Source organism: Streptomyces jumonjinensis (assembly GCF_009600885.1).
GTDB classification, from domain to species: domain Bacteria; phylum Actinomycetota; class Actinomycetes; order Streptomycetales; family Streptomycetaceae; genus Streptomyces; species Streptomyces jumonjinensis.
Map to the genome: position 1 here is coordinate 35,201 of NZ_VCLA01000178.1, position 25,309 is coordinate 60,509.

At 72.0% G+C, this 25,309-nt stretch carries 22 protein-coding genes; 15 read left to right on the forward strand and 7 right to left on the reverse strand.

What is annotated here, in order from left to right:
* Positions 1–19: 19 nt before the first annotated feature.
* On the forward strand, positions 20–1,108 hold the full coding sequence (locus FF041_RS27220; protein ID WP_153525295.1) for a MerR family transcriptional regulator: 1,089 nt from the start codon (positions 20–22) through the stop codon (positions 1,106–1,108).
* Entirely contained in the window at positions 1,105–1,770 is a 666-nt protein-coding gene (locus FF041_RS27225) for a hypothetical protein (protein ID WP_153525296.1), read from the forward strand. Before FF041_RS27220 ends, FF041_RS27225 begins: the two co-directional genes overlap by 4 nt.
* Before the next feature lie 113 nt (positions 1,771–1,883).
* Here FF041_RS27225 and FF041_RS27230 read toward each other — a convergent pair whose 3' ends face one another.
* From FF041_RS27230 to benA, 6 genes are all read right to left on the reverse strand, one after another.
* The gene (locus tag FF041_RS27230; protein WP_153486213.1) at positions 1,884–2,438 is read right to left on the reverse strand and encodes a GNAT family N-acetyltransferase; all 555 of its coding nucleotides are present in this window, start codon (positions 2,436–2,438) and stop codon (positions 1,884–1,886) included.
* Between the two features lie 115 nt (positions 2,439–2,553).
* The gene (locus tag FF041_RS27235; RefSeq protein ID WP_153525297.1) at positions 2,554–5,346 is read right to left on the reverse strand and encodes a helix-turn-helix transcriptional regulator; all 2,793 of its coding nucleotides are present in this window, start codon (positions 5,344–5,346) and stop codon (positions 2,554–2,556) included.
* A gap of 194 nt (positions 5,347–5,540) precedes the next feature.
* A complete protein-coding gene (locus tag FF041_RS27240; protein ID WP_153525298.1) occupies positions 5,541–6,350 on the reverse strand; it encodes a 1,6-dihydroxycyclohexa-2,4-diene-1-carboxylate dehydrogenase in 810 nt (269 codons plus the stop codon).
* On the reverse strand, positions 6,347–7,399 hold the full coding sequence (gene benC, locus FF041_RS27245) for a benzoate 1,2-dioxygenase electron transfer component BenC (RefSeq protein ID WP_153525299.1): 1,053 nt from the start codon (positions 7,397–7,399) through the stop codon (positions 6,347–6,349). Before benC ends, FF041_RS27240 begins: the two co-directional genes overlap by 4 nt.
* 97 nt (positions 7,400–7,496) lie before the next feature.
* Positions 7,497–8,084 (reverse strand): benzoate 1,2-dioxygenase small subunit, encoded by a 588-nt coding sequence (benB, locus tag FF041_RS27250; RefSeq protein WP_323392849.1) that lies wholly within the window; start codon positions 8,082–8,084, stop codon positions 7,497–7,499.
* 124 nt (positions 8,085–8,208) lie between these two features.
* Entirely contained in the window at positions 8,209–9,549 is a 1,341-nt protein-coding gene (gene benA, locus FF041_RS27255) for a benzoate 1,2-dioxygenase large subunit (RefSeq protein WP_153525300.1), read from the reverse strand.
* A 192-nt stretch (positions 9,550–9,741) separates the two neighbouring features.
* Here benA and FF041_RS27260 point away from each other — a divergent pair, with 192 nt between their 5' ends.
* The 11 genes from FF041_RS27260 (at position 9,742) to FF041_RS27310 (ending at position 20,882) form a co-directional block, all read left to right on the forward strand.
* Entirely contained in the window at positions 9,742–10,725 is a 984-nt protein-coding gene (locus FF041_RS27260) for a LysR substrate-binding domain-containing protein (RefSeq protein WP_153525301.1), read from the forward strand.
* Complete coding sequence (locus FF041_RS27265) at positions 10,706–11,809, forward strand: mandelate racemase/muconate lactonizing enzyme family protein (RefSeq protein WP_153525302.1); 1,104 nt, start codon at positions 10,706–10,708, stop codon at positions 11,807–11,809. The genes FF041_RS27260 and FF041_RS27265 overlap by 20 nt, the downstream gene beginning before the upstream one ends.
* 51 nt (positions 11,810–11,860) lie before the next feature.
* The gene (gene catA, locus FF041_RS27270) at positions 11,861–12,772 is read left to right on the forward strand and encodes a catechol 1,2-dioxygenase (RefSeq protein WP_153525303.1); all 912 of its coding nucleotides are present in this window, start codon (positions 11,861–11,863) and stop codon (positions 12,770–12,772) included.
* 75 nt (positions 12,773–12,847) lie between these two features.
* A complete protein-coding gene (catC, locus tag FF041_RS27275; protein ID WP_153525304.1) occupies positions 12,848–13,132 on the forward strand; it encodes a muconolactone Delta-isomerase in 285 nt (94 codons plus the stop codon).
* A gap of 5 nt (positions 13,133–13,137) precedes the next feature.
* Positions 13,138–13,896, forward strand: a complete 759-nt coding sequence (locus tag FF041_RS27280) for a CoA transferase subunit A (RefSeq protein WP_153525305.1) — start codon at positions 13,138–13,140, stop codon at positions 13,894–13,896.
* Positions 13,893–14,552 carry a CoA transferase subunit B gene (locus FF041_RS27285; RefSeq protein ID WP_153525306.1) on the forward strand — a complete coding sequence of 220 codons (660 nt, stop codon included), beginning with the start codon at positions 13,893–13,895 and terminating at the stop codon, positions 14,550–14,552. The genes FF041_RS27280 and FF041_RS27285 overlap by 4 nt, the downstream gene beginning before the upstream one ends.
* On the forward strand, positions 14,549–15,736 hold the full coding sequence (locus tag FF041_RS27290) for a thiolase family protein (RefSeq protein WP_323392851.1): 1,188 nt from the start codon (positions 14,549–14,551) through the stop codon (positions 15,734–15,736). The genes FF041_RS27285 and FF041_RS27290 overlap by 4 nt, the downstream gene beginning before the upstream one ends.
* 72 nt (positions 15,737–15,808) lie before the next feature.
* On the forward strand, positions 15,809–16,609 hold the full coding sequence (locus FF041_RS27295) for an alpha/beta fold hydrolase (RefSeq protein ID WP_323392853.1): 801 nt from the start codon (positions 15,809–15,811) through the stop codon (positions 16,607–16,609).
* A 21-nt stretch (positions 16,610–16,630) separates the two neighbouring features.
* Positions 16,631–18,358, forward strand: coding sequence for a sigma-54-dependent Fis family transcriptional regulator (locus tag FF041_RS27300; RefSeq protein ID WP_323392855.1), 1,728 nt, complete (start codon positions 16,631–16,633; stop codon positions 18,356–18,358).
* Between the two features lie 179 nt (positions 18,359–18,537).
* Entirely contained in the window at positions 18,538–19,437 is a 900-nt protein-coding gene (locus FF041_RS27305) for an alpha/beta fold hydrolase (RefSeq protein WP_153525307.1), read from the forward strand.
* Positions 19,437–20,882 carry an aldehyde dehydrogenase gene (locus FF041_RS27310; protein WP_153525308.1) on the forward strand — a complete coding sequence of 482 codons (1,446 nt, stop codon included), beginning with the start codon at positions 19,437–19,439 and terminating at the stop codon, positions 20,880–20,882. The genes FF041_RS27305 and FF041_RS27310 overlap by 1 nt, the downstream gene beginning before the upstream one ends.
* 90 nt (positions 20,883–20,972) lie before the next feature.
* On the opposite strand, the gene FF041_RS27315 is transcribed toward FF041_RS27310, so the two are convergent.
* On the reverse strand, positions 20,973–22,175 hold the full coding sequence (locus FF041_RS27315) for an erythromycin esterase family protein (protein ID WP_153525309.1): 1,203 nt from the start codon (positions 22,173–22,175) through the stop codon (positions 20,973–20,975).
* Positions 22,176–22,233: 58 nt separating this feature from the next.
* Here FF041_RS27315 and FF041_RS27320 point away from each other — a divergent pair, with 58 nt between their 5' ends.
* A complete protein-coding gene (locus FF041_RS27320; RefSeq protein WP_323392858.1) occupies positions 22,234–22,992 on the forward strand; it encodes a TioE family transcriptional regulator in 759 nt (252 codons plus the stop codon).
* 869 nt (positions 22,993–23,861) lie between these two features.
* Positions 23,862–25,307 (forward strand): glyceraldehyde-3-phosphate dehydrogenase, encoded by a 1,446-nt coding sequence (locus FF041_RS27325; protein WP_323392860.1) that lies wholly within the window; start codon positions 23,862–23,864, stop codon positions 25,305–25,307.
* The last annotated feature ends 2 nt before the right edge of the window (positions 25,308–25,309 follow it).

Here is a 25,309-nt window from a genome sequence, read left to right on the forward strand (position 1 = left end):
AAGGCCGAGAATCACGGCCATGGACAGCACTGCCGAACTGCTGAGCATCAGCGCCTTCGCGCGGCGCGTCGGCCTGACGCCGAGCGCTCTGCGCTTCTACGACGACTGCCGCGTCCTTCCGCCCGCGTCCGTGGACGGAACGACCGGTTACCGCTATTACACCCCCGACCAGGAGGAACGGGCCGCGCTGCTGCGCGGTCTGCGGGCGGCGGGAGTGCCGCTGGCCGAGGTCGCCGTGGTGCTCGACGGCCCTGGGAGCGAGGCCCGTACCGTCCTGGAACGCCACCGCGAGAGGGTCCGGGAGCGGACCCGGGCGGCGGACGCCGCCATCGAGTCGGTGCTCCGGTCCCTGGACGGGGCCAGGGCACCGGCCGAGGTCACCCTCGGCGGGGTGGAACTGGCGAGCGCCGCGCGGCAGGTCGTGCCCGCCGCGGGCGCCGACGAGCGGTATCCGGCGGTGGGCTGTGTGCTCATCGAGATCGAGGACGGCGAGATCCGTTTCGTCGCCACCGACCGCTACCGGCTGTCGCTGCGGACCCTGAGGCCGCTGGCGGTCAAGGGCCCGCCGGGCCGGCTGCTGCTGGCCGCGGAGGTCCTCGCCGGGCTGGGCGGCTGGGCCGCGCGCGCCGCCGAGGTGACCTTGGAGGTGCATCCGGACGCCGCCCGTGCCCACGGGCTCGGGGAGGTCCGGGAACTGCCGGTGTCACGGGAGCGGTTCCCCGGGTACCGGGAGATGCTGTCGGCGCTCACACCGCCCGCGCACCGGGCGGTCGTGGACCGGGCGGAGCTGGCGGGGGCCGTGGAGCGGTGCGGTCCCGCCCGGGCCGTGGTCCTCGCCCTGGCGGGCGACCGGCTCTCGGTCTCGCCGGTGGACGGTCTCTCCCGTGCCGTCGTGCTGACCGCCGTACGCCAGGACGCCGGTTCGGCGAGGGTCGGCTTCGATCCCGCCGTGCTGCTGTCGGCGCTGGAGTCGAGCGTCGGACCCGATGTGCTGCTGGAGATCGCGACGCCCGCCGAACCGGTCGTGGTGCGCTCCGCCGACCAGGGCGGATTCACCACTCTCGTCATGCCCGTGGCCCTCGGTCCCAAGGAAGGCGCCCTGTCATGAGTCCGGACCCGGAGAACACCGTGGTACAGCTCTGCGCACAAGGGATGCGGGCGGAGGGCGAGGGGCGCGACGCCGAGGCGAGGAGTCTGTTCACCCGGGCGTGGGAGAGCGCGGGCGACGACTACGAGGCATGCGTGGCCGCGCACTATCTGGCCCGGTGCCAGTCCACCCCCGAGGACGCCCTCCACTGGAACCTGGAATGTCTGGCCCGCGCCGACCGGGTGGGCGATGAACGCGTCCGCCCGTTCTACGCCTCCCTGCACGGCTCCATCGGCGGCGCCCTGCTGGAGCTCGGCGAACCCGGCCGGGCCCGTGGCCATTTCGAGGCGGCGGCCGGGCGGCTGGCGGATCTGCCGCCGGGCCAGTACGCACAGTGGCTGCGGCTGTGCGTCGCGCGCGGGCTGCGCGCCACCGGTACGGCGGATCCGGGCGCGGCGGCGGGGGATCCGCTGCCCGCGCTGATGGAGCGGCTCTGCGCCCGGGTGGACCTGGACTCGCTGGGCCTGCTGCTGCCCGCCTATCTGGGCGATCTGGGCGGGCCGGAGGACGCGGAGCGGCTCACCACGGCGCTGCGGATGCTCCACGCGGAACGGCGGCTGCCCGGACCGGAGCAGACGGCGCTCGGCCGGGCGATCGCCGCGCGGACCGCCGCCGCCGGCTGACCCCCGGAGCGGGGTGTCACCCCGGCAGGGGGCGCCTGGGGGCAGGGGTGCGGTGTCACCCCGGCAGGAGGCGGGGAAGCGGTATCACCCCGGCAGAGGGCAGGGAAGCGGTGTCACCCCGGCAGGGGGCAGGGGTGCGGCTCGACGGCGAAGACCCAGTCGAAGCCGTCGAAGCCGGGTCCGTCGAGATGCGCCGCCCTGGAGAGCCCGGCGTGTACGGCGACCCGCTGCGAGGCGACGTTCGCCGGCCTGATCCTGGCCACCAGCGGAAGGCCGGGGACCGAGCGGGCCGCCCACCGGGTGACCGCGGTCGCAGCCTCGCTCGCCAGGCCCTGGCCCCACGCCGAGCGGTCGAAGCGGTAGAAGAGATTGAGGATGTCGATCCCTTTGAGCTCCATGGGCTTGATCCCGCAGAACCCCAGCTGCCGGGCCGAGTCATGTCTGCGGACGACCCAGTAGCCGTATCCATAACGCTCCCACTGGTCGTCCCAGCGCTGGTAGAGCTGTTCGGCGTCCGCGCGCCGGAGGACGACGTCGGAGGGGTTGTGGAGACAGGTCGCGGGATCGCTGTGTATCGCGAGGATCGCGTGGATGTCGCCCTTGGCGGGCCGTCTCAACGACAGCCGTGCGGTGAGCAGTTGGCCCTCGAATGGTTCTGTCTCGGTCATAGGGAGAGCGTAGGACGGCACCGGGCGCCGTGAAGGGGGGCGGCCGGTTCCGGGCCCGGATCCGGCAAGTCGCCGCAGGGCGGCCGTGGCCTCCCCGCCGGGCCCGGCAGGGTCCTCACCGCCCGGTGCCGTCGGCGTCCTCCCGGAAGCGGGCGGCCAGTTCGCCCCGGGAGCGGATGCCGAGCTTCGCGTAGATCCGGGTCAGGTGGTACTGGACGGTCTTGACGGAGATGAACAGCTCCGACGCCGCCCGCTGATTGCTCGCCCCGGCGGCGACGAGCCGGGCGACGGCCCGTTCCTGGGCGGTGAGCCGGGAGAGCGCGGGGACGCCCCGGCTGGAGTTCACTCCGCCCGCCTGGAGTTCGCGGTCACAGCGCTCGACATAGGTGCGGGCCCCGAGGGTGCTGTAGGCGTCCCGGGCGTTCTTGAGGACGGTGTCGGCGTCGCGGCGCTTGCCCGCGCGGCGCAGCGTCTGGCCGTACGCGAAGTTCACCCGGGCCCGGTCGTAGGGCAGCGGGAGGCCGGCGAGGTGGGCGAGGGCCGTCTCGAACCGCTCCCGGGCGGCGGTGACATCGCCCCGCGCGGCGGTGATCCGGCCGCGTACCAGACCCAGTCGCGCCAGGGTGGAGCGGTGGCCGCGGGCCTCGGCGAGCTTCTCGTACGGGGTGAGGAACGCGTCGGCCTCCTCGACGCGATGGGTCATCACCAGGGCGTTGGCGTACACATCCGGCCAGGGCCAGAAGCCCGGTTCGTCGATGCCCGCCCGGTGCGGCAGCCGGACCACGGGGGCGAGCGCTTCGACGGCCCGGGCGTACTCCCCGCGCGCCTCGGCGACCTGGGCGCGGGCCAGGGCGGCGGGCACGGCCATCACCTCGTAGTGGTGCAGTCCCACGGCGGACTGCCGCAGATGGTGGTCGGCGCTCTCCCAGTCGCCGCGCAGGGCGTGGATCTGGGCCCCGGTCCAGTGCGCCATGGGGCGGACGAATTCGATTCCGGCCTCGGCGAGGCGGGCGGCGGCCCGTTCGGCGGTCTCCAGGGCTTCCTGCCAGGAGCCCAGCGCGAACTGAGTGCGGGCCAGCCATGCCTGGGCCCAGAGCGAGATACGGGTGGAGCCCATCCGGTATCCGGTGGGCACGGCCTCCTCCAGCTGGCGGCGGGCGGCCTCAGGGGCGTCGAGGGCGAGGTTCACCCAGCCGCGGCCGAGCAGAAAGCGCTGGGACTGGGCCCCGCCGGAGTCCTTGGCCACCGCCGACTCATAGGCGGCGACCGCCTCGGCGGACCGTCCCATGGCTGCGAGTCCGAGGCCGAGCACGGCCTCGGACTCGATGGCCGAGGGGTCGGCGGGGTCCGCGAGATCCAGGGCCCGGCGGGCCCAGACGACGAGTTCGGGGGTGTCCCAGCGGCCGAGGGCGTGCAGCACCCGCCGCTGGCAGATCTTCGCCCGGAGATCGGGCCTCCGCTCGGGGTCGCAGCGCTCCCATGCCTGGGTGAGCAGGGTGTCGGCCTCCGCCGACCGGCCGCGCATGATGGCCAGATAGCCGAGGACGACGTCGCGGAGGGTGCTCGCGGGGAAGCTCTCCAGCTCGGCGGCGAAGAGCACCGCCCGTGGGATGTCGCCCGCGCCGATCATCGCGTCCACGGCGCGCAGCAGCCGGTCCTGGCGGGCGGCGCGGGCGGGGGTCAGCCGGCTGGCCGTGACGAGGGTGTCGGCGACCGCCGCCCACTCCCCCGCCGACGCCCGCTCGGCGGCGTACCGGTCGAGTTCATCGGCGAGTGAGGCGTCCGCCGTGGTGACCGCGACCCGGTGGGCGAGCCGCCGGCCGGGGTCGTCGGTGATGTCCGCGGCGCGCAGATGCAGTGCGCGCCGCCCGGTCAGTCCGATGCCGGTGAGGACGGCGGCCCGCACCAGCGGGTGCGGAAAGGAGAGCAGGGTCCGTCCGGGTTCGACGGCCGCTCTCAGCAGTCCCGCCGCGACGGCCTCGTCGACGGCGGGCAGCGGGTCGGCGATGCCCGCGAGGGCGGCGGCCTCGGCGACGGGGGCGCCGTCGTCCAGTACGGCGCATGCCTCGGCCAGGGCGCGGGCGGCGTCGCCGCAGCGGGCTAGCCGCCCGCGTACGGCCGAGGCGTAGCGCGCGGGCGCGGGCAGCGCGGGCTGCCACTCCTGCCAGGTCTCCCGGGGCAGTTCGGACAGCAGCCGGATGATGTGCCGGGGGTTGCCGAGGGTGTGCCGGCAGAGGTGGCGTGCGGTGGGGAGGGAGAGGGCGATGCCGTGGCTCCGCCGGGCGAGGGCCACGGTGTCGCCGGGGCCGAGCGGATCGGGGCGTACGGTCTGGCGGTGCAGGCCGTCGAGGAACTCCAGGGTCTGGCCGGGCGCGCTGTCGTGCGGTCCTTCCGCCGGTACTTCCGCCGGTCCTTCCGCGTCGTCCCGGGCGATGAGCAGGACCAGTACGCGTTCCGTGGTCATGGCGCGGGTGGCGGAGGCGATCGCCCGCAGGCTCTCCGGATCGGCCCAGTGGGCGTCGTCGACCACGACGGCGAGCGGTTCCTGGTGTTCGAGGGCGGCCCAGAGCCGGTGGAGGCGCTCGGCGGCGTCGAGGATGTCGTGCGGTGTGGCCGCCGGGGCGGCGAGCCGGAGCCCGGGGTCCGCCCCGGACGCCCGGGCCAGCTGCTGGGCCACGCCCAGGGCGAGCCCGGATTCCCAGGGCACTCCGCTCACGCGGACCGTCCGGGCGCCGGTGGGGGCGGTGAGGACCTGCTCGGCCAGCGCGGTCTTACCGCTGCCCGCCGGACCCTCGACCAGGGCCATCGCGGGCCTGCCCGCGCGGACGGCGTCGAGCCGGCGGTTCAGCTCGGCGCTGGGGCCTGCCTGTCCTATCAGGCTTCGCTGCTGGTCAGGGCGATCGTCCATGCTCCGGCACGCTAGCACTGCCCATCGGAGGCGGTGCCCCTCCGTGCGGTGTCCGCTCCGGCCGGGGTCCGTCGCCGGGGACGGGCCGCCGCATGAGCCGGGGTTCGTGACCCGGGGACGGGCCGCGTCCCCCCTCGAAGCGTCCCCGGGTACCAGACCGCGCCCCCCGAGGCCCCTCGCCGGTGCGCGCTGCATCACCCGAGGTCCCCTCCGGCGACGGGGAGCACCGTGCCGGTGATGTACGAAGCCTCGTCGGAGGCGAGAAAGACGATCGCGGCGGTCTGCTCGTCCAGTGAGCCGTACCGTTTCATCAGGGACGAGTCGACGGTCTGGTCGACGATCCGCCGGTACCAGGCGCGCTCCTGGTCGGTCCCGGCCGCCGGGCCCCGGGCGATCGTCCGGGCGGGGGCGTCGGTGCCGCCGGGCGCGGTGGCCACGACGCGGATCCCGTACGGGGCCGCTTCCAGGGCCAGCGAGGCGGTGATGGCGTTGACCCCGCCCTTGGCCGCCGCGTAGGGGATCCGGTTGACGCCCCTGGTGGCCACCGAGGAGACGTTGACGATGACGCCGGACCGCTGGGCGATGAGCAGGGGCAGTGCGGCGCGGCAGGTCCACAGCGTCGGGAAGAGGGAGCGCTGGATCTCGGCGTGGATCTGGTCGGGCGTGTAGTGCTCATAGGGCTTGGCCCAGATGGTGCCGCCGACGTTGTTGACGAGGCAGTCGATGCGGCCGTGGCGGGCGTGGGCGGCGGCGACGGCGGCCTCGGCGCCTTCGTACCGCTCCAGATCGGCGACGACGGCGAGACCGCCGAGCTCAGCGGCGATCTCGTGGACGGTCTCCGAGCGGTCGACGAGGACGACGTCGGCGGATTCGGCGGCGAGACGGCGGGCGACGGCGAGGCCGATGCCCTGGGCGGCTCCGGTGACCACCGCGGTCTTCCCGGCGAACCGGCCCGGGTGGACCGCCGGCCGGGGCGCGGACCCCGGGCCGGGGCGCGGGCTCATCGGGCGGCTCCGGTGACCGCCGGCGTCCGGGGGGCCGTGGCCCCCGCCGCCGTGGTGAACTTCTCGTAGTGGAAGCCCGCCGGGGTGACGCCGAGCGCGGCGATATGGCCGCGTACCGCCTCCACCATGGCGGGCGGGCCGCACAGATAGACGTCCGCGTCCCCGTGGTGGAGGGTCCCGGCGTCGATCAGACCGGTGACGTACCCCGTGTTCCGCGCGGTGCTCGACGGGTCGGCGACACAGTGGTCGAAGGTGAAGCCCGGGATGAGGGCCGCGTACTCCGCGAGGGTCTCCAGATGGACCAGGTCCCGGTCGTGGGTGACGCCGTAGAGCAGATGGACGGGGTGGGGGGCGCCGTCCTGGGCCAGTCGCTCCAGCATCGACAGCAGCGGGGCGAGTCCGGTGCCGCCCGCCAGGAGCAGGGCGGGCCGGATGAGCGGCCTCAGATAGAAGCTGCCCAGCGGGCCGGTGAACTCGACGCGGTCACCGGTCGCGGCCCGGTCGGTGAGATACCCGGACATCGCGCCGCCCTCGGTGACCCGGACGAGGAACGACGCCCGCCGCTGTCCCGGTCCGGAGCTGAAGGAGTAGGAGCGGCGCTGATCCGTGCCGGGAACCGTGATGTTGACGTACTGGCCGGGCAGAAAGTCCAGCGCCGCCCGGTCGTCGGCGTCGAGGGTGAAGCCGACGGTGCTCGCGGAGTGGCGCTCGACGGCGGTGACGGTCGCGGTGCGGGTGACCGCGGCGGTCCTGGCCGCGGCCGAGGTCGCGGGCACGCGCAGGACGAGATCGCTCTGCGGCGTCATCTGGCAGGGCAGACAGTAGCCGAGTCCGGCCTCGTCGTCGGTGAGCGCCTCCTCGATGTAGTCGCCGCCGTCGTAACTCCCGGACTCGCAGTACGACTTACAGGTACCGCAGGCTCCGTCACGGCAGTCGAGCGGAATGTTGATACGTGCCCGGTAGGAGGCGTCGGCGACGGTCTCGTCCGGCCGGCAGTCGATGAACCGGGTGACGCCGTCCTCGAAGCTCAGGGCGACCTGGAATGCCATGGGGGTGCTCTTTTCGCAACTAGCGGGACCGCCGGGGCTGTCGCGGCGGGCAGGGCCGTCGCGGCGGGCGGGGCGGGCGGTCGTCGTGGACGCCGGATCAGACGTGGTAGACGTCGACCACGTGGTGGACACAGTCGTTCTTGAGCACGACCTTCTTGCTGGTGATCAGCGGGGCCTCGGCGGAGAAGTCGATGCGATAGAAGGAGGTGCCGAAGTAGGTGTCGGTGGCCTGATAGCGGTAGTAGAGCGTGAACCAGTTGAAGCGCACGTCCACGACGGCGCCGGCCCGGCCGGTGATCTCCACATTGGCGATGTTGTGGCCGGTGCGGGGCTCGGGCAGGCTGGTGGCGCTGGAGCGATCGGTGCGGATGCGGAACACCCGGTCCTCCAGCCCGCCGCGATTGGCGTAGTAGATCAGGGAGATCTCGGTGCCCGGGTCGCGGGTGAGCTCGCCGTCGTCCGCCCAGGCGGGCATCCAGAACTCGGCGTCCGGGTGGTAGCACTCCAGCCACTTCTCGAACTCGCGGTCGTCCAGGTACCGCGCCTCGCGGTAGAGGAACCGGCGTACGGCCTCGGGCGTGACGGTCTCCGGCTCCGTCCCGGACTCCGTCCCCGGCTCCGGCTCCGCCCCGGACTCCATACCCGGCTCCGTCCCGGGTCCGTTGGCGTCGGTCGCCGTGGTCATGGTCTCTGCTCCTCAGCTTCGTCGTGGTGGGGCCGGCAGGCAGGGCACGGCCATGTCGTGATGCGTCGGCGCTCGTGGCGCGGCCGGCCTCCCGGCGCGGTCGTCAGGCGGCGCTGTCGCGCGGTCACGCGTCGAGCGCCCGGCGCAGGGTCCGCGCCCAGTAGCCGTGCTGAATGGGGTAGAGCCCCTCGTCCTCGGTGCGCACCCCGCTGGCGAGCGGGTTGATGCCGAGCGCCTTGGCGTCGTCGTCGGGACCGTCGATCTGGTGCACCGCGCCACGGCTGAGGTCGTTCCAGGGGGCGGCCTCGGCCTGGTAGGTCTTCTGGCAGGAGCGGAACTCCTCCAGATCGTCGGGCGTGGCCATGCCGGTGGCGTTGAAGAAGTCCTCGTACTGCCGGATGCGCCGCTCCCGGGCCTCGGCGCTCTCGCCCTTGGGGGCGATGCAGTAGATCGTCACCTCCGTCCGGTCGACGGAGACGGGCCGGAAGTGCCTGATCTGGGAGCTGAACTGGTCCATCAGATAGACATTGGGGTAGAGGCAGAGGTTTCTGGAGACGCCGATCATCCAGTCGGCCTTCACCTCGCCGAACCCGGCGACCAGCTCGTCCCGCCGGGCGGCGAGCGGCCGGTTGGCGGGGTCGAGCCATTTGGTCCAGAGCAGCAGATGGCCGTGGTCGAAGGAGTAGAAGCCGCCGCGCTGCTTCGACCAGCCGCCCGCGTCCATGGTCCTGGTCTCGTTGGCGGACTCGCCCGCGGTGCGGCGGGCCTGGGTGGCCGCGTAGTTCCAGTGGGTGGCGGAGACGTGGTAGCCGTCGGCGCCGTTCTCCGTCTGGAGCTTCCAGTTGCCGTCGTAGGTGTAGGTCGAGGAGCCCCGGAGCACCTCAAGGCCCTCGGGCGACTGGTCCACGATCATGTCGATGACGGTGGCCGCGTCTCCGAGATGCTCGCGCAGCGGCAGCACATCGGCGTTGAGGCTGCCGAAGAGGAAGCCCCGGTAGCTCTCGAAGCGGGCCACCTTGGTGAGATCGTGCGAGCCGTCGGTGTTGAACTGCTCGGGGTAGCCCGCGTTCCGGGGGTCCTTGACCTTCAGCAGCTTGCCCGTGTTGTTGAACGTCCAGCCGTGGAACGGGCAGGTGAAGGTGGTGCGGTTGTCGGTCTTGCGACGGCAGAGCATCGCGCCCCGGTGGCTGCACGCGTTGATCAGGGCGTGCAGCTCGCCCTGCTTGTCACGCGAGACGACGATGGGCTGACGGCCGATCCAGGTGGTGAAGTAGTCCCCGACCTCAGGGATCTGGCTCTCATGGGCGAGATAGACCCAGTTGCCCTCGAAGATGTGCTTCATCTCCAGCTCGAAGAGCTCCGCATCGGTGAAGACGCTCCGGCGGACGCGGTACACGCCCTGCTCGGAGTCCTCAACGAGAGCGTCCTCCAGGATGGCCCGCGCACGGCTCAAGCCCTCGGCCATGGTCCGTCCCTCCGTTCGTTACGGCTGCTTTTCAGCACCATGACACCGAGGTGAAGAATCGGGCCCCAGGCGTTTTCCCAGGGTTGACCCAGGGGGGTATTGATATCTTCCGCGTCTCAATACGCTGCGATCAAGTATTTGTTGCGTATGGGATCAGCTCCCTACGATGAGGCGCAATCGAGGGAGATTCCAATGGAACTCAGACACCTCAGATATTTCGCTGCCGTCGCCGAGACCAGCCATTTCGGCAGGGCCGCGGAGCGTCTGCACATGGCGCAGCCTCCGCTCTCCCAGGCGATTCGCCGGCTGGAGGCGGAATTGGGTGCGGTCCTGTTCAGCCGCACCACCCGGCAGGTCGCCCTGACCCGGGCCGGGGAGGTGTTCCAGGCCGATGTACGGCGCATTCTCACCGCCGTCGACGAGGCGGCGGCCCGGGTGGGCCGCTTCGCGTCGGGCGTCGAGGGGGTGCTGCGGATCGGTCTGACGGGATCGGCCTCGTACCGGCAGCTGCCCGCCCTGGCGCGGCTGGTGAAACGCGAGATGCCCGGAGTCGCGATGGAGGTGCACACCGAGATGCTCACCCCCGCCCAGGAGTCCGGGCTGGCCGAGGGACGGCTGGACGTGGGCGTACTGCGCCCGCCGGTCCGGCACGAGGGCATCGCCCACCGGGCCCTGGCCGATGAGCCGCTGGTGCTAGCCGTGCCACAGGAGCACTGGCTCAGCGAGGCGGCCACGGTACGGATGGATCAGCTGCGGCACGAGAGCTTCATCATGTACGGGTCCGCGCTCGGCTCCGTCGTCAACGACACGGTGGTACGCGGCTGTCTGGCGGCGGGATTCCAGCCGCGCTGCGCCCATGAGGTCACCGAGACCTCCACCGCGCTCGCGCTGGTCGCCGCCGGTCTCGGCATCGCCCTGCTGCCGGATTCCATCCGTTCCGCGCCCCGCGAGGGCGTGGTGTGCAAGACCGTCGCCGACGCCCTTCGCGTACGCCTGGTCCTGGCCTGGCGGGCGGACGACGAATCGCCCCTTCTCAAGAATCTGCTGGAAAACCTAGACAAGAACGGAATGTTTCTCGCGGACGAAGCGGAGGACGCCGCCGGCAGTGGAAGCGCGGGTCCCGCTGATCATGCGAGCGATATTCCGGGGGGATGGCATGAAGATTACCGGAATTGACACGATCCCTTTTGCTATTCCTTATCGGAAACCGCTCAGGTTCGCCAGCGGCGAGGTGCACACGGCCGAGCATGTGCTGGTGCGGGTGCACACCGACGAGGGTCTGACGGGTACCGCCGAGGCGCCGCCCAGGCCCTATACCTACGGTGAGACCCAGGAGTCCATCGTGGCCGTGATCGACAAGATCTTCGCGCCGCAGCTCCTCGGCCGGTCGGCGCTGGAGCGCGAGGCGGTCCATGGGCTGCTGGACCGGACCGTGGGCAATCCGACCGCGAAGGCCGCGCTGGACATGGCCCTGTGGGACATTCTGGGCCAGGCGGCCGGGCTGCCGGTCTCCGGGCTGCTCGGCGGATACACCGACCGGATGCGGGTGTGCCACATGGTGGGCTTCGCGCCCGCCGCGCGGATGGTCGCCGAGGCCGAGCGGGTCCGGGACACCCATGGGATCACCACCTTCAAGGTCAAGGTCGGGCGGCGGCCCTACACCGACGATGTGGCGGCCTGCCGTGCGCTGCGCGAGGCGCTGGGCCCGGAGGCGGAGCTGTACATCGACGGCAACCGCGGCTGGAGCGCGGCCGAGTCGGCGCGCGCCCTGCGGGAGATGGAGGATCTCGGTCTGACCTTCGCCGAGGAGCTGTGCCCGGCCGACGATGTGCTGGGGCGGCGCCGGCTGGTGAGCCAGAGCACCATTCCCTTCATCGCCGACGAGAGCGCGACCCGGGCCGCCGAGGTCACCCGCGAGCTGCTCGGCGGATCCGCGACCGCCATCAGCGTCAAGACGGCCCGCACCGGCTTCACGGCCTCGCAGCGGGTGCTGCATCTGTGCGAGGGGCTGGGCGTCGAGGTGGTGATGGGCAATCAGATCGACGGACAGATAGGCACCCTCTGCTCGGTCGCCTTCGGCGCGGCGCACCGGTCGGCCGCCCGGCGGGCCGGGGAGCTCTCGAACTTCCTCGACATGGCCGACGACCTTCTCGCCGAGCCGCTGATCATCGAGGACGGCGCCCTGCGGGTGCGCGAGGGCGCGGGGCTGGGGATCGCCGTCGACCCCGAGAAGCTGGCGCGCTACCGCCAGGACGGCTGACACACCCCGCCGGGACCGTATCCGTACCACTCAAGGAAGAGACAGAGCGAGATGACGACCGAGACCACCCTCCCCGAGACCGAGACCGGATCCCCCGGAACCGAGGCCGGAACCGAGGCCCCTGCGACTGTCGCGTCCGCCGCCGCCTCCGGCGCCGCCGCCACCGAGCGGTTCCGGGACAAGCAGCGCGCGGCGCACTCCCCCGCCGACACCGCGCGCGTCGACGCCCTCGTCTCCGAGACGCTGGCCGCCGTGCACGATGTCATACGCCGCCACAAGGTCACCTACGCCGAGTACGACGCCCTCAAGTCCTGGCTGATCCAGGTGGGTCTGGACGGCGAGTGGCCGCTGTTCCTGGACGTATGGGTCGAGCATGTCGTCGAGGAGGTCGCGAACGAGGACCGCCAGGGCAGCAAGGGCACCATCGAGGGCCCGTACTACGTCCCCGGCTCGCCCTCCTTCGACGGTACGGCCACCCTGCCGATGCGCGACGGCGAACCCGGTGTCCCGCTGCTGTTCCAGGGCACGGTGACCACCGTGGACGGCGCCCCGCTGCCCGGTGCGCGCGTCGAGATGTGGCACGCCGACGCGGCGGGCTTCTACTCCCAGTACGCCCCCGGGCTGCCCGAGTGGAATCTGCGCGGCGCCGTCGTCGCCGACGAGAAGGGCGGCTTCCGGATCCATACGGTGGAACCCGCCCCGTACCAGATCCCCACCGACGGCTCCTGCGGCAGGCTGATCGCGGCGGCCGGCTGGCATGCCTGGCGCCCCGCCCATCTGCATCTCAAGGTCTCCGCTCCCGGCCACCGGCTGATCACCACCCAGCTGTACTTCCAGGGCTCCAGCCATGTCGAGGACGACATCGCGTCGGCCGTCAAGCCCGAACTGATGCTGGCCCCCTCCCCCGCGGCGGGCGGCCACGGGAACGAGGTCACGTACGACTTCGTCCTCGACCGGGCCTGAGCGCCCCCGCGCCTGCCTCCCCTCCCCTCCCCTCTCCTCCCATCCCCTCCCCCATCTCAACGGCGAAGGAAGACCATGCTGTTCGCAGTGACCATGGATGTGGCGATCCCGCACGATCTCGACCCCGGGGTCCGCGAGGAACTGATCAGCCGTGAGCGGAGCTACTGTCAGGAGCTCCAGAAGTCCGGTGTCTGGCCGCACATCTGGCGGTGCGCGGGCCAGTACGCCAACCTCAGCGTCTTCGACGTGCCGGACAACGACGAACTCCACCGCGTGCTGTGGAATCTGCCGCTCTTCCCCTATATGACGGTCTCCGTCACCCCGCTGGCCGCCCACCCCTCCGCGCTGACGGCGCGCTGAGCACGATGGACAAGGTGATGGAGACCGCCTCGGCGGCCGTGGCGGACATCGGCGACGGAGCCTGTCTCGCCGTGGGCGGATTCGGGCTGAGCGGTGTGCCGAACGTACTGATCGAGGCCGTTCACCGGCGCGGTGTCACCGCGCTGAGCGTGGTCTCCAACAACTGCGGGGCGATGGACTCGGGGCTGGCGACCCTGCTCTCGGCCGGCCGGATAGCGCGGGTCACCGGCTCCTACATCGGCGCGAACAAGGAGTTCGCCCGCCAGTATCTCGCCGGTGAGCTGGAGGTCGAGCTGATCCCCCAGGGCACGCTCGCCGAGCGGCTGCGCGCCGGCGGCTGCGGGATCCCCGCCTTCTACACCCCCGCCGGGGTCGGCACCCAGGTGGCCGACGGCGGTCTGCCCTGGCGTTACGACGGCGAGGGCGGGGTCGCGCTGGCGTCGCCGCCCAAGGAGGTCCGCGCGTTCGACGGCGTCGAATACGTCCTGGAGCGCGGTATCCGCACCGATTTCGCGCTGGTCCGCGCGGCCCGGGGAGACCGCCACGGCAATCTGGTCTTCGGCAGATCCGCCCGGAATTTCAACCCCCTGGCCGCGATGGCCGGCCGGATCACCGTCGCCGAGGTGGAAGAGCTGGTCGAGCCGGGCGAACTCGACCCGGACCAGATCCATGTGCCGGGCGTCTTCGTGCAGCGGGTCGTCGCCCTCACCCCCGGACAGGCCGCCGACAAGAAGATCGAACGAAGGACGGTACGGAGCCGATGACCTGGACACGGGAGGAGATCGCCGCCCGCGCGGCACGCGAGCTGCGCGACGGGGAGTACGTCAATCTGGGCATCGGACTGCCGACCCTGATCCCGGGGCTGCTGCCGGACGGCGTCACGGTCGTCCTCGAATCGGAGAACGGCATTCTCGGCACCGGGCCCTATCCGCTGGAGGAGGAGGTCGACCCCGATCTGATCAACGCGGGGAAGGAGACGGTGACCGTGCTGCCCGGGGCTTCGTTCTTCGACTCCGCGCTCTCTTTCGGAATGATCCGGGGCGGTCATATCGACACCGCCGTACTCGGCGCGATGCAGGTCTCCGCACGCGGTGATCTGGCCAACTGGGCGGTGCCCGGGAAACTGGTCACCGGCATCGGGGGCGCGATGGATCTGGTGCACGGAGCCCGCAGGGTCGTGGTGACGATGAGCCATACCGCGAAGGACGGCACTCCGAAGATCGTCGAGGAGTGCTCGCTGCCGCTGACCGGAAGGTCCTGTGTGGACCGGATCATCACCGACCTCGGCGTACTCGACGTCTCGGCGGACGGCGGCCTGACGCTGGTGGAGACCGCGCCCGGGGTCAGCGCCGCCGAGGTACGGGCCAGGACCGCCGCACCCGTGACGATCGCCCCCGCGGCCGGAAGGAGTTCCCGGTGAACCGCCGTGATGTGTATGTGGTGGACGCCGTGCGCACACCGGTGGGCCGGTACGGGGGCGGGCTGAGCGGGGTACGGCCGGACGATCTCGCGGCGGGTGCGGTCGCGGCGTTGCTGAAGCGCTCACCGGGTCTGGATCCGGGCCGGGTGGGGGATGTGTTCCTGGGGAACGCGAACGGCGCCGGAGAGGAGAACCGGGATGTGGCGCGGATGGCGGTGCTGCTGGCCGGTCTGCCGGTGACGGTGCCGGGGGTGAGCGTGAACCGGCTGTGCGGATCGGGGATGGAGGCGGTGATCCAGGCGGCGCGGGCGGTCGCCGTGGGGGATCTGTCGGTGGCGGTGGCGGGCGGGGTGGAGTCGATGAGCCGGGCCCCGTGGGTGCTGCCGAAGCCGGAGCGGGCCTTCCCGGCCGGCCATCAGGAGATGTACTCGACCACGCTGGGCTGGCGGATGGTCAACCCGCGGATGGATCCGCGGTGGACGGTGTCGCTGGGCGAGGGCGCGGAGCTGGTGGCGGAGAAGTACGGCATCGGCCGTGCCGAGCAGGACGCGTACGCGCTGGAGAGCCATCGCAGGGCCGCGCGGGCGTGGGCGGAGGGCCGGTACGACGGGGAGGTGGTCCCGGTCGAGGGTACGGGCGTGGTGCGTGACGAGTCGATCCGCGAGACCACGTCGGCCGAGGCGCTGGCCGGGCTGAAGCCGGCCTTCCGGACCGGGGGCACGGTCACGGCGGGAAACGCCTCCCCGCTCAGCGACGGCGCCGCCGCGGTGCTGCTGGCGGACGCGGAGGGGCTGCGGGAGATCGGGCGGGAGCCGCTGGCGCGCATCACGGCGAGCGCGGTGACGGGTGTCGAGCCGCAGTACTTCGGTCTCGGTCCGGTCGAAGCGGTACGGCGCGCACTGGAGCGGGCGGGGCGCTCGCTGGGCGAGGTGGGGGTGTTCGAGTTGAACGAGGCATTCGCGGCGCAGGCGCTGGGGTGTCTGGGGCAGTGGCCGGGGCTGGATCCGGAGGTGGTCAATCCGCGGGGCGGGGCGATCGCCATCGGGCACCCCCTGGGCGCGTCCGGCGCGCGGATCACCGGCGGCGTCGCGCACCAGCTCGCCGCCACCGCGACCGGGATCGGCGTCGCCGCGCTCTGCATCGGCGTCGGCCAGGGACTCGCCGTCGTCCTGGAGGCGCCCTGAGTCCCGTCTGCCCTTGAGAACACAGGTCACAGCTGCTGAGCCAGACCCCCGCCCCCCCACTGAGGAGCCGCAGTGCCCCCGTCCCCGACACTCCACCACCGTCTCTCCGGTCCCGCCGACGCGCCGCTGCTGGTGCTCGGGCCGTCGCTCGGCACCTCGATGGCCGTATGGGAGCAGCAACTTCCCGCCCTGGCACGGGATTTCCGGGTGCTGCGGTTCGATCTGCCGGGGCACGGCGGATCGGCGACCGGGCTGCTGTCGTCGCCCCAGCCCGGCGGCACGACGGTGACAGAACTCGCGGAGCTGGTCCTCGGGCTCATCGACACCGTGGGCCGCCACCGGTTCCACTACGCGGGCGTCTCCCTCGGCGGAGCCATCGGGGCACAGCTGGCCCTCGGCCACCCCGGGCGCGTCGGCTCGCTGGCCCTGGTCTGCTCCTCCGCCCACTTCGGTCCCCCGGAACCCTGGCGGGAGCGCGCCGCGCTCGTACGCCGCGAAGGAACCGGGCCGCTGCTCGCCACCGCCCCCGGCCGGTGGTTCGCCGACCCGGAGACCACCGCCGCGACGCCCCTCGGCGAGATGCTGCTCAGGAATCTCGCCGACGCCGACCCCGCCGGATACGCCGCCTGCTGCGACGCCCTCGCCGACTACGATCTGCGGTCCGCGCTGCCCCGGATCAGCGCGCCCGCCCTGGTCATCGGCGGCTCCCACGATGTGGCGACCCCACCGCACCACGCCCGTGAGCTCGCGGCCGGCATCCCCCGTGCCACCATGAAGATCCTCGGCACCGGGCATCTCGCGGTGGAGGAGCCCCGGGCGGTCGAAGCACTGCTCGGCGCGCATATCGCCCAGGTCGAACGCCCCGGGCGCTGACCACCGACGCCGGAGGCCGCCGTGCGTATCGACCCCACCGCCCCACGCCCCGAGATCGCCCTCTCCTGGCGGCGCTCCCGGATGAGCGGGCTCACCCCCCGCGCGCCGCGGATCCAGGTCGACGCCGACGCGGTCGACCGGGGCTCACGGCTCGCCGCCGCCGCGCGGCCGGTGCTCGCGGAACTCGCCGAGCAGCTCGGCGACGCCGCGTACTGCGTGGTGCTCGCCGACCGCGGGTCACGGATCGTGGCCCCGACGGTCGGGGCCCGGGGGCTGCGCGCCCGGCTGGAGAGGCTCGGTGTGGTGTCGGGCGGGGTCTTCCTGGAGGAGACGACCGGCACCAACTCGATCGCCACGGTGTACGAGGTGCGCCGGGGCCTCGCGGTCCGCGGCGAAGAGCACTATCTGGAGCCGTTCAGACGGTTCAGCTGCTATGGGCATCCGATCACGCACCCGGTGACCCGCAGACTGGAGGGCGTACTCGACATCACCTGTCTCACCCGGGACGACTCCCCGCTGCTGGGGCCGTTTCTGGCGCGGGCGGCGCGGGATGTCGAGGAGCGGCTGCTGCGCGGTGCGCGGGCCGCCGAGCGGGGGATGCTGACCGCGTTCCGGACGGCCGCCGCCGGGCGGCGCGGACGGCCGGTGCTGGTGCTCGGCGAAGACGTGGTGCTGGCGAACCCCGCCGCCGTCGAGCTGCTCGACCCGGTCGATCACATCCGGCTGCGGACGCTCGCGACCGGACTCCCGGGCGAGCGGCGGCGGTCGGAGGCAACGGTCGAGCTGTCGTCGGGGCGGACCGTGGCCGTACGGTTCCGGGCCGTCGAAGCGGGGGCGGGCGGGGTGCTGTTCGAGTTCGACGAGACCGGCCCTGCCGGGGCCCGTACGGCACCCCGGCAGGGCTCGGGCTCGGTCGCGGGCTCGGGCTCAGTTGTGTGCTCTGGTGCGGCTTCGGCTTCGGGCACCGGTTCCGGCGCGGCTTCGGGGGTACGGAAGGCGCCCGCCGCGCCCGTGTACATCGGCGGGGCCCCCGGCACCGGGCGCACCACTGCCGCGCGGTCGCTCGCCGGGGACGCGGGGGTCCGGACCATCGTGCTCGACTGCGTGCGGGCGGCCGGGGCCGGTGCGGCGGAGTGGCAGGACGCGCTCGGCTCCGCCGCGGCCGGCGCCCCCGCGCTGCTGCTGGTCGAGGACGTCCAGCTGCTGCCGGACGGCTGCGCGGTCCGGCTACTGCGGCTCCTGGCCGAGCCGGTGGCGGACAGCGGTCCGTCCATCGTGCTGACCGGGCCGCCCCTGGCCGAGTTGTCCGGCTATCCGGCGGTGCTGGCCGCACGCTGTCCCACACGGTGGGAGCTGCCCCGGCTGCGCGACCGCGCCGAGGAACTCCCGGGCCTGGTGCGGACCATGCTCATCGGTCTGGGCGCCGACGACCGGCTGCGGTTCAGCCCGGCCGCCCTCGCCTCGCTGGCCGGTCACCCCTGGCCCGGTGATCTCCATGAGCTGCACACGGTCGTGCGTACGGCGCTGGGGCGGCGCACGACGGGGGACATCACGCCGCGCGATCTGCCGGAGGGCTACCGGGTCAGTCCACGGCTGCGCGGAATGACCCCGCTGGAGCGTGCCGAGCACGACACGATCACGGCGGCGCTGCGGGCGTACGGCGGCAACAAGCTCCGTACCGCCCAGCGGCTGGGCATCAGCCGCACCACTCTCTACAGCCGGATGCGGACGCTCGGGATCACGCTCTGAGCGGCCCGTACTGTCCAGAAGTTGAACAGTCGACGGTGATCGCGCGGCCCTAACGTGCCAGGAGTGTCCCCCTCGGCGAAGGAGCCGTACCGTGCGCGTTCATCCGGCGTTCCCCACCACCCCTCGCCTCCTCGGCCTCCCCGGCCTCCCTGGCCTCCCCGGCTGAGGGGCGGGAAGCGATGCCCTTTCTTCCGTGCCAAGGGGTGCGGCTGGCCTATCGGGAGCACGGCTCCGGCGAACCGCTGCTGCTGATCCACGGCAGCGGTGCCCAGGCGGCGACCTGGGACGGCGTCACCGGTGGGCTGGCGGCGGCCGGCCACCGGGTGATCGGCTACGACCGGCGCGGTTACGGCGATTCGGCGCATCCGCCGGTACGCGACCACCGCCGCCATGTCCGGGACGCCGTCGCCGTACTCGAAAGGGTGGCCAAGGCCCCGGCCACCGTGGCCGGCTGGAGCGCGGGCGCCAATATCGCCCTCGCGCTGACGGCCGAGCGCCCCGATCTGGTCCGCCGTCTGATCGTCGTGGAACCGCCGCTGCACGGTCTGCGGCATGCGACGCCGTCGATGCTCGGCACACTGGCGCGCGCCAAATGGGCGCAGCTGCGCGGGCGGCGGCGGGAGGCCGCGGCGTTCTTCTTCCGCTGGGCGGCGGGGGACGCCTTCGACGCCGCGCCGCACGACGAGCGTGAGCGGCTGCTCGCGCACGCGCGCAATGTCCTGGCGGAGCTGGATCCGCACCCCTACGGCGTGATGTTCGAGCATCTGCCGCTCAGCCGGGTGCGGAGCATCCAGGTCCCCGTCACCTTTCTGATCGGCGAGAAGAGCAACCCTTTCTTCCACACGGTGCACAGAGAGCTGATGCGCGCCCTGCCGTCGATGCGCTCCGAGGTCATCCCCGGTGCGACTCATCTCGTCCATATCGACGCGCCGGACGCCTTCGTGGCCGCCGTGCGAAGAGCAGCCGCACCCGGACCCGCCGCACCCGGACCCGCCGTACGCGGAGAAGCCGTACGGGAAGACGCCGCCCCCTCATCCGACCCGACCGACACCACAGACCAGCAGCGGAAGGCGACCTGATGGAACTGACCTACGACACCTTCTACATCGACGGAGGCTGGGTCCGCCCCAGCTCGGACCGGGTGATCATCCCGATCGACGCCAGCACCGAACGGCCTCTCGGCCGTGTTCCGGAGGGCGTGGAGGCCGATGTCGACGCCGCGGCGGGCGCGGCGCGCAGGGCCTTCGACACCCCAGGGGGCTGGGCGGAGTGGGAACCGGTACGGCGCGCGGAGGTGATGGAGCGGCTCGCCGGGGCGATCGACCGGCGCGCGGATGAGTTCGTCACCCGGGTCAGCTCCCAGAACGGCATGCCGGCGGCGGTGGCACGGCAGTTGGAGACCGGCTATCCGAGCGCCGTACTGCGGTATTACGCGAGACTGGCGCGGGAGACCGCCTTCACGGACGTCAGACCAGGGCTCTTCGGCGGCTCGGTCGAGGTCCGCAGAGCGCCCATCGGGGTCGTGGCGGCCATCGTGCCGTGGAACTTCCCGCAGGCCCTCGCCATGTTCAAGATCGCTCCAGCGCTGGCCGCGGGCTGCACCCTCGTCGTCAAGCCGTCGCCGGAGACGGTGCTCGACGCGTATCTGCTGGCCGAGGCGGTGGCGGAGGCCGGTGTGCCGGCGGGGGTGATCAATATCGTTCCGGCGGGACGCGAGGCAGGCGCGTCTCTCGTCGCCCATCCCTCGGTGGACAAGGTCGCCTTCACCGGCTCGACCCCGGCGGGCCGCGCCATCGCGGAGGTCTGCGGGCGGCTGCTGCGCCCGGTGACGCTGGAGCTGGGCGGGAAGTCGGCCGCGATCGTGCTGGACGACGCCGAGCTGGATCTGGCACGGATCGGGCAGGGGCTGTTCGGCTCCACTCTGCTCAACAACGGCCAGACCTGCTTCCTCGGCACCCGGGTCCTCGCCCCGCGCGGACGGTACACGGAAGTGGTGGACGCCTTCACGGCACTGGCCGGTTCGCTGACGATCGGTCCCGCGCTCGATCCGGAGACCCGCGTCGGGCCGCTGGCCACCGCGCGTCAGCGGGAGCGGGTCGAGTCGTACATCGCGGCGGGCCGCGCGGCCGGGGCGCGGCTGACCACGGGCGGCGGACGGCCGAAGGGCCTGGACCGGGGCTGGTTCGTCGAGCCGACCGTCTTCGCCGATGTCGACAACAGCTCCGTGATCGCCCGGGAGGAGATCTTCGGGCCGGTGCTGACGGTGATCCCCTACGACGATGTCGACGACGCGGTCAGGATCGCCAACGACTCCGACTTCGGTCTCGGCGGCACCGTATGGACCGAGGACCCGGAGCGCGGGGCCGCGGTCGCCCGCCGGATACAGACAGGGACGATCGGGGTTAATCGCTATATACCCGACCCTGTGGCGCCGTTCGGCGGGATCAAGGCGAGCGGTCTCGGCCGTGAGCTGGGGCCGGAGGGGCTGACGGCCTATCAGCAGACCAGGACACTCTATCGGTAGCCTGCTCGCCGCGGAGACCGGAACGCCGTGGAGACCGGAACGCCGTGGAGACCGGAACGCCTCCCGGCCTCCGCGGCGCCCGGGCACGTACTAGCTCTGCGGGATGTCCTTGATGAACACGATCCCGTCGCTTCCGGCCAGGTGGTCCGGGTCGAAGGGGATGTAGCCGTGGTAGGCGGACACCCGGGGCGCGGGCCGTGCGTCGCCGAGGGCTGCGGCCAGCCGGGGGACGCCGATGAGGCAGCGGTCCTCCGGGAGCGCGTACAGGAGCCCTTCGACGGTGTCCGGCGGCGGGGTGTCCACCCCCCGGTGCCGGATCGTGCCGAGGGCCGTGGCCAGGAAGGCGTACTCCTCGCCGAGATGCGCGCTCACGATCGCGCCGGCGCTCCGCCACTCCAGCGGCCGGCCGCCCATCCGTACCGTGCTCCTGTCCCGCTGGAGATGGAGGTTGTGGGCGTGGACCAGCGCCGGGCCCCGTTCGGCGAGGGCGAGGAGGTTGTCGGCCATCATCCGGCCCCGCAGGCCGATCAGCCGCGCCATGCGGCTCGGTGAGGTGTCGGCCATCCCGTGGTGGTAGCGCAGCAGGCCGGTGGCGGTACGCCCGTACAGCCGGGCCCGGTCCCACTCGTCTCGCGAGGTCGCCGTGATCGGATGCGGGGTCTGCGCGTCGAGCAGCGCCACCAGATCATCGGCGAGCAGCCGCAGCCGACCGGCCTCGGCCGATCGCCCCACGGACCGGGAGGGGTCCGTCATCGCGGCGGGATCGGTCCACCGGTCGTCGGCGCCGAGCAGTCGGTCGAGCGTCTCCGCGGTGCAGGGGAGCAGGTCCGCGTCCACCCGGGCCGCGAGGCAGCCGTGGAGGGCGGTGAGGGCCTGCCGGGGGCTCGCCGCGCCGGTGATCTCCAGGGGGCCGTCGAAACCGGCGAAGCGGAGCCGCTCGGACGCGGGCCGCCCGTCGTTGTAGGCGCGCATCCAGCGCACGAGTTCACGGTTGGCGGCGGACGCGCCGAACCCATGGCTGAAACCGCGCTCCATGACCTCGTCGAGGGTGCCCGTGCCCGAGGTGACGTAGTCGTCCACGACCAGGCCCATCATGCAGTCGCTCTCGATCGCGATCGTCCGGTAGCCCTCCTGCTCGACGAGCGGCCGGAAGACCCCGTCGCGCAGATCGAGCAGAGCGTCCTCGCCGTGGGTGGGCTCGCCCAGGGCGAGCAGCCGCGGCCGGGTCGGCAGCAGCCTCATGACGGCGGCGGCATCGACGGCGTGGGCGGTGTCCTTGATGTCGGTAACCATGCGTTCAACGGTATCGTTGAAGTTTCGGTTGAGACTTTTCCCCGATATCGTCGGGCTTGTGGGACGAAACCTTCAAACCAGCAGGCAGCTCAGGCCGATCGACCTGGCGCGCTGGCACGGTCTGTCCACACAGGCCGTCAGGAACTACGAGGAGGCCGGCATCCTTCCGGCCGCCGGTCGCACACCCCACGGTTACCGCGCCTATACCCCGCTGCACGCGCGGGCCCTGGGGGCGTTCCTCGCCCTGGTGCCCGGCCACGGTCACCGGACGGCGTCGTCGATCATGCGGGCCGTGAACCAGGGCGCGGTCGATGAGGCGTTCCGCCTCATCGACGAGAGCCACGCCCAGCTGCTCGACGACCGGCGGACGCTCCAGGCCGTGGAGAGCGCCCTCCGCGATCTGACGCCCCTCACGGCGTCCGCGTCCGACGCGGCGGTGGTCTCGGCTGTGGGCGCGGCCGTGTCCGGGCCCGGCGGCACGTTCATCGGGCCGCTGGCAGGGGCGCTCGGAATCCGGCCCGCGACGCTGCGCGCATGGGAGCGCGCCGGACTGGTGCGCCCGCGCCGCGACCCGTCGACCGGGTACCGCGTCTACGACGAGGCCGATGTACGGGACGCCCGGCTGGCCCACCAGCTCAGACGGGGCGGCTATCTGCTGGAGCAGATCGCTCCGCTGATCGCCCAGGTGCGGGCGGCCGGCGGGCTGGAGCCGCTGGAGGCCGCGCTCGGCGACTGGCACGGCCGGCTGTCCGCCCGCGGGCGGGCGATGCTGACCGGGGCCGCCGAACTGGAGGCGTACCTCCGCGAACGCGGATGAGGCTTCGGCCGCGCGGTACAGCGCGTCGCGCGGAGTCCGCGAGATGAATTTCGCTGAAATCGCATTGAGGGCGATTCTGCGTCGCGGAGGGAAATCGCTTGTTCATGGCACTCGACGCCGATAAGGCCGCCCCCGATACATACGCCCGGAGAGGCGAGGGAAAGCGCATACAGCAGACAACGCTTTCGCTCGATGCAGATGGGAATTCAGGGAAGCCGTCTGATTCGCCGCCGCCCGCGCCATGACCGGCACCGCCTCCTGCGGCCAGGCCGGCGTGGACCGTCAGCCGGGCTCCGGCACGGTCAAGTCTCCGCGTCGGCACGGCGCTTCGGCGCTCCGGCCCGCTCACGACCTGTGCGCCGCTGGGCCGGGCACCCAGAGGAACCACCTCGATCACTTCTGTTTCGACGGAGGCGATTCGGTCGGCGGAAACCGGCTCTGGGCTTATGGCAGCGGGGAGCGTTCTCCAGTACCCGTCCCGATGAGAATGAAAACTCCATCGGGCACCAAGAACCCCCCCTTCACACCAGCGATCCGATCAAAGGAAGAGACCCCGCGAAGAGCGGCATCCGGCAGGATCGACGGTGAAGCCGCCCGCCGGGCGGCCGGGTCACACCGTCGTGACCCGACCCCAGCGGAACGCTCGCCCCACGGCGCTCGTACCTCTGGGTTCACCCCCTTCCACCCCCACCGGGGCGGAGTCGAGCAGGGTCCGGGAGCGGCCGAGCAGGCGCGGCACACGCGGCGGCCTCGCGTCTTCTCGCCGTGGCCATGAGGTCCGAATCACGGCATCCCGCTCAGGTGTGCCCCTTGCATGATCAAAGTAGCGGGTTAGCATATGAGCGCCGTCTAGCTCGAAAGAGAAATCTGTGACTGTCAACGAGGACTCGTTCACCAACTGGAAGAACCGCGAGGAGATCGCGGAATCGATGATCCCGATCATCGGGAAGCTGCACCGGGAGCAGGACGTCACCGTCCTGCTGCACAGCCGCTCCCTGGTGAACAAGTCGGTGGTCAGCATCCTCAAGACCCACCGATTCGCCCGGCAGTTCGCCGGCGGAGAGCTCTCGGTCACCGAGACGCTGCCCTTCCTCCAGGCGCTCACCACGCTCGATCTCGGCCCCTCCCAGATCGACATCGGCATGCTCGCCACGACGTACAGGACCGACGACCGCGGTCTCTCGGTGCACGAGTTCACCGCCGAGGCCGTCGCCGGGGCCACGGGCGCCAACAAGATCGAGCGCCGCGAGCCGCGCGATGTGGTCCTCTACGGCTTCGGCCGCATCGGCCGCCTCCTCGCCCGCCTGCTCATCGAGAAGGCCGGATCCGGCAACGGGCTGCGGCTGCGCGCCATCGTCGTCCGCAAGGGCGCAGGCCAGGACATCGTCAAGCGCGCCTCGCTGCTGCGCCGGGACTCCATCCACGGCCAGTTCAACGGGACGATCACCGTCGACGAGGCGAACAGCAGGATCATCGCCAACGGCCACGAGATCACGGTGATCTACTCCGACGACCCGACGTCGGTGGACTACACGGCGTACGGCATCAAGGACGCCATCCTCATCGACAACACCGGCAAGTGGCGCGACCGCGAGGGTCTGTCGAAGCACCTCCGCCCCGGCATCGACAAGGTCGTCCTGACCGCGCCGGGCAAGGGCGACGTCCCCAACATCGTCCATGGCGTCAACCACGACTCGATCAAGCCGGACGAGCAGATCCTGTCCTGCGCGTCCTGCACCACCAACGCGATCGTCCCGCCGCTGAAGGCGATGGCGGACGAGTACGGCGTCCTGCGCGGGCATGTGGAGACCGTCCACTCGTTCACCAACGACCAGAATCTGCTGGACAACTACCACAGCTCCGACCGCCGTGGCCGCTCCGCGCCGCTCAACATGGTCATCACCGAGACCGGCGCCGCCTCCGCCGTCGCCAAGGCGCTGCCGGATCTCAACGCGCGTATCACCGGCAGCTCGATCCGCGTCCCGGTGCCGGATGTCTCGATCGCGATCCTCAGCCTCCAGCTCGGACGCGAGGCCACCCGCGAGGAGGTCCTCGACCACCTCCGCGAGGTGTCGCTGACCTCGCCGCTCAAGCGCCAGATCGACTTCATCAGCGCCCCCGACGCGGTCTCCAGCGACTTCATCGGCTCGCGCCACGCCGCGATCGTGGACGCCGGAGCCACCAAGGTCGAGGGCGACAACGCGATCCTCTACCTCTGGTACGACAACGAGTTCGGCTACTCCTGCCAGGTCGTCCGCGTGGTCCAGTACGTCTCCGGGGTGGAGTACCCGACGTACCCGGCCCCGGCGGTCTGACC

Excerpts from the sequence above, each read along its gene's own strand:
- FF041_RS27220 (WP_153525295.1), top strand. The coding sequence starts at position 20 with ATGGACAGCACTGCCGAACTGCTGAGCATCAGCGCCTTCGCGCGGCGC.
- FF041_RS27225 (WP_153525296.1), top strand. The coding sequence starts at position 1,105 with ATGAGTCCGGACCCGGAGAACACCGTGGTACAGCTCTGCGCACAAGGG.
- FF041_RS27230 (WP_153486213.1), bottom strand. The coding sequence starts at position 2,438 with ATGACCGAGACAGAACCATTCGAGGGCCAACTGCTCACCGCACGGCTG.
- FF041_RS27235 (WP_153525297.1), bottom strand. The coding sequence starts at position 5,346 with ATGGACGATCGCCCTGACCAGCAGCGAAGCCTGATAGGACAGGCAGGC.
- FF041_RS27240 (WP_153525298.1), bottom strand. The coding sequence starts at position 6,350 with ATGAGCCCGCGCCCCGGCCCGGGGTCCGCGCCCCGGCCGGCGGTCCAC.
- benC (WP_153525299.1), bottom strand. The coding sequence starts at position 7,399 with ATGGCATTCCAGGTCGCCCTGAGCTTCGAGGACGGCGTCACCCGGTTC.
- benB (WP_323392849.1), bottom strand. The coding sequence starts at position 8,084 with ATGACCACGGCGACCGACGCCAACGGACCCGGGACGGAGCCGGGTATG.
- benA (WP_153525300.1), bottom strand. The coding sequence starts at position 9,549 with ATGGCCGAGGGCTTGAGCCGTGCGCGGGCCATCCTGGAGGACGCTCTC.
- FF041_RS27260 (WP_153525301.1), top strand. The coding sequence starts at position 9,742 with ATGGAACTCAGACACCTCAGATATTTCGCTGCCGTCGCCGAGACCAGC.
- FF041_RS27265 (WP_153525302.1), top strand. The coding sequence starts at position 10,706 with ATGAAGATTACCGGAATTGACACGATCCCTTTTGCTATTCCTTATCGG.
- catA (WP_153525303.1), top strand. The coding sequence starts at position 11,861 with ATGACGACCGAGACCACCCTCCCCGAGACCGAGACCGGATCCCCCGGA.
- catC (WP_153525304.1), top strand. The coding sequence starts at position 12,848 with ATGCTGTTCGCAGTGACCATGGATGTGGCGATCCCGCACGATCTCGAC.
- FF041_RS27280 (WP_153525305.1), top strand. The coding sequence starts at position 13,138 with ATGGACAAGGTGATGGAGACCGCCTCGGCGGCCGTGGCGGACATCGGC.
- FF041_RS27285 (WP_153525306.1), top strand. The coding sequence starts at position 13,893 with ATGACCTGGACACGGGAGGAGATCGCCGCCCGCGCGGCACGCGAGCTG.
- FF041_RS27305 (WP_153525307.1), top strand. The coding sequence starts at position 18,538 with ATGCCCTTTCTTCCGTGCCAAGGGGTGCGGCTGGCCTATCGGGAGCAC.
- FF041_RS27310 (WP_153525308.1), top strand. The coding sequence starts at position 19,437 with ATGGAACTGACCTACGACACCTTCTACATCGACGGAGGCTGGGTCCGC.
- FF041_RS27315 (WP_153525309.1), bottom strand. The coding sequence starts at position 22,175 with ATGGTTACCGACATCAAGGACACCGCCCACGCCGTCGATGCCGCCGCC.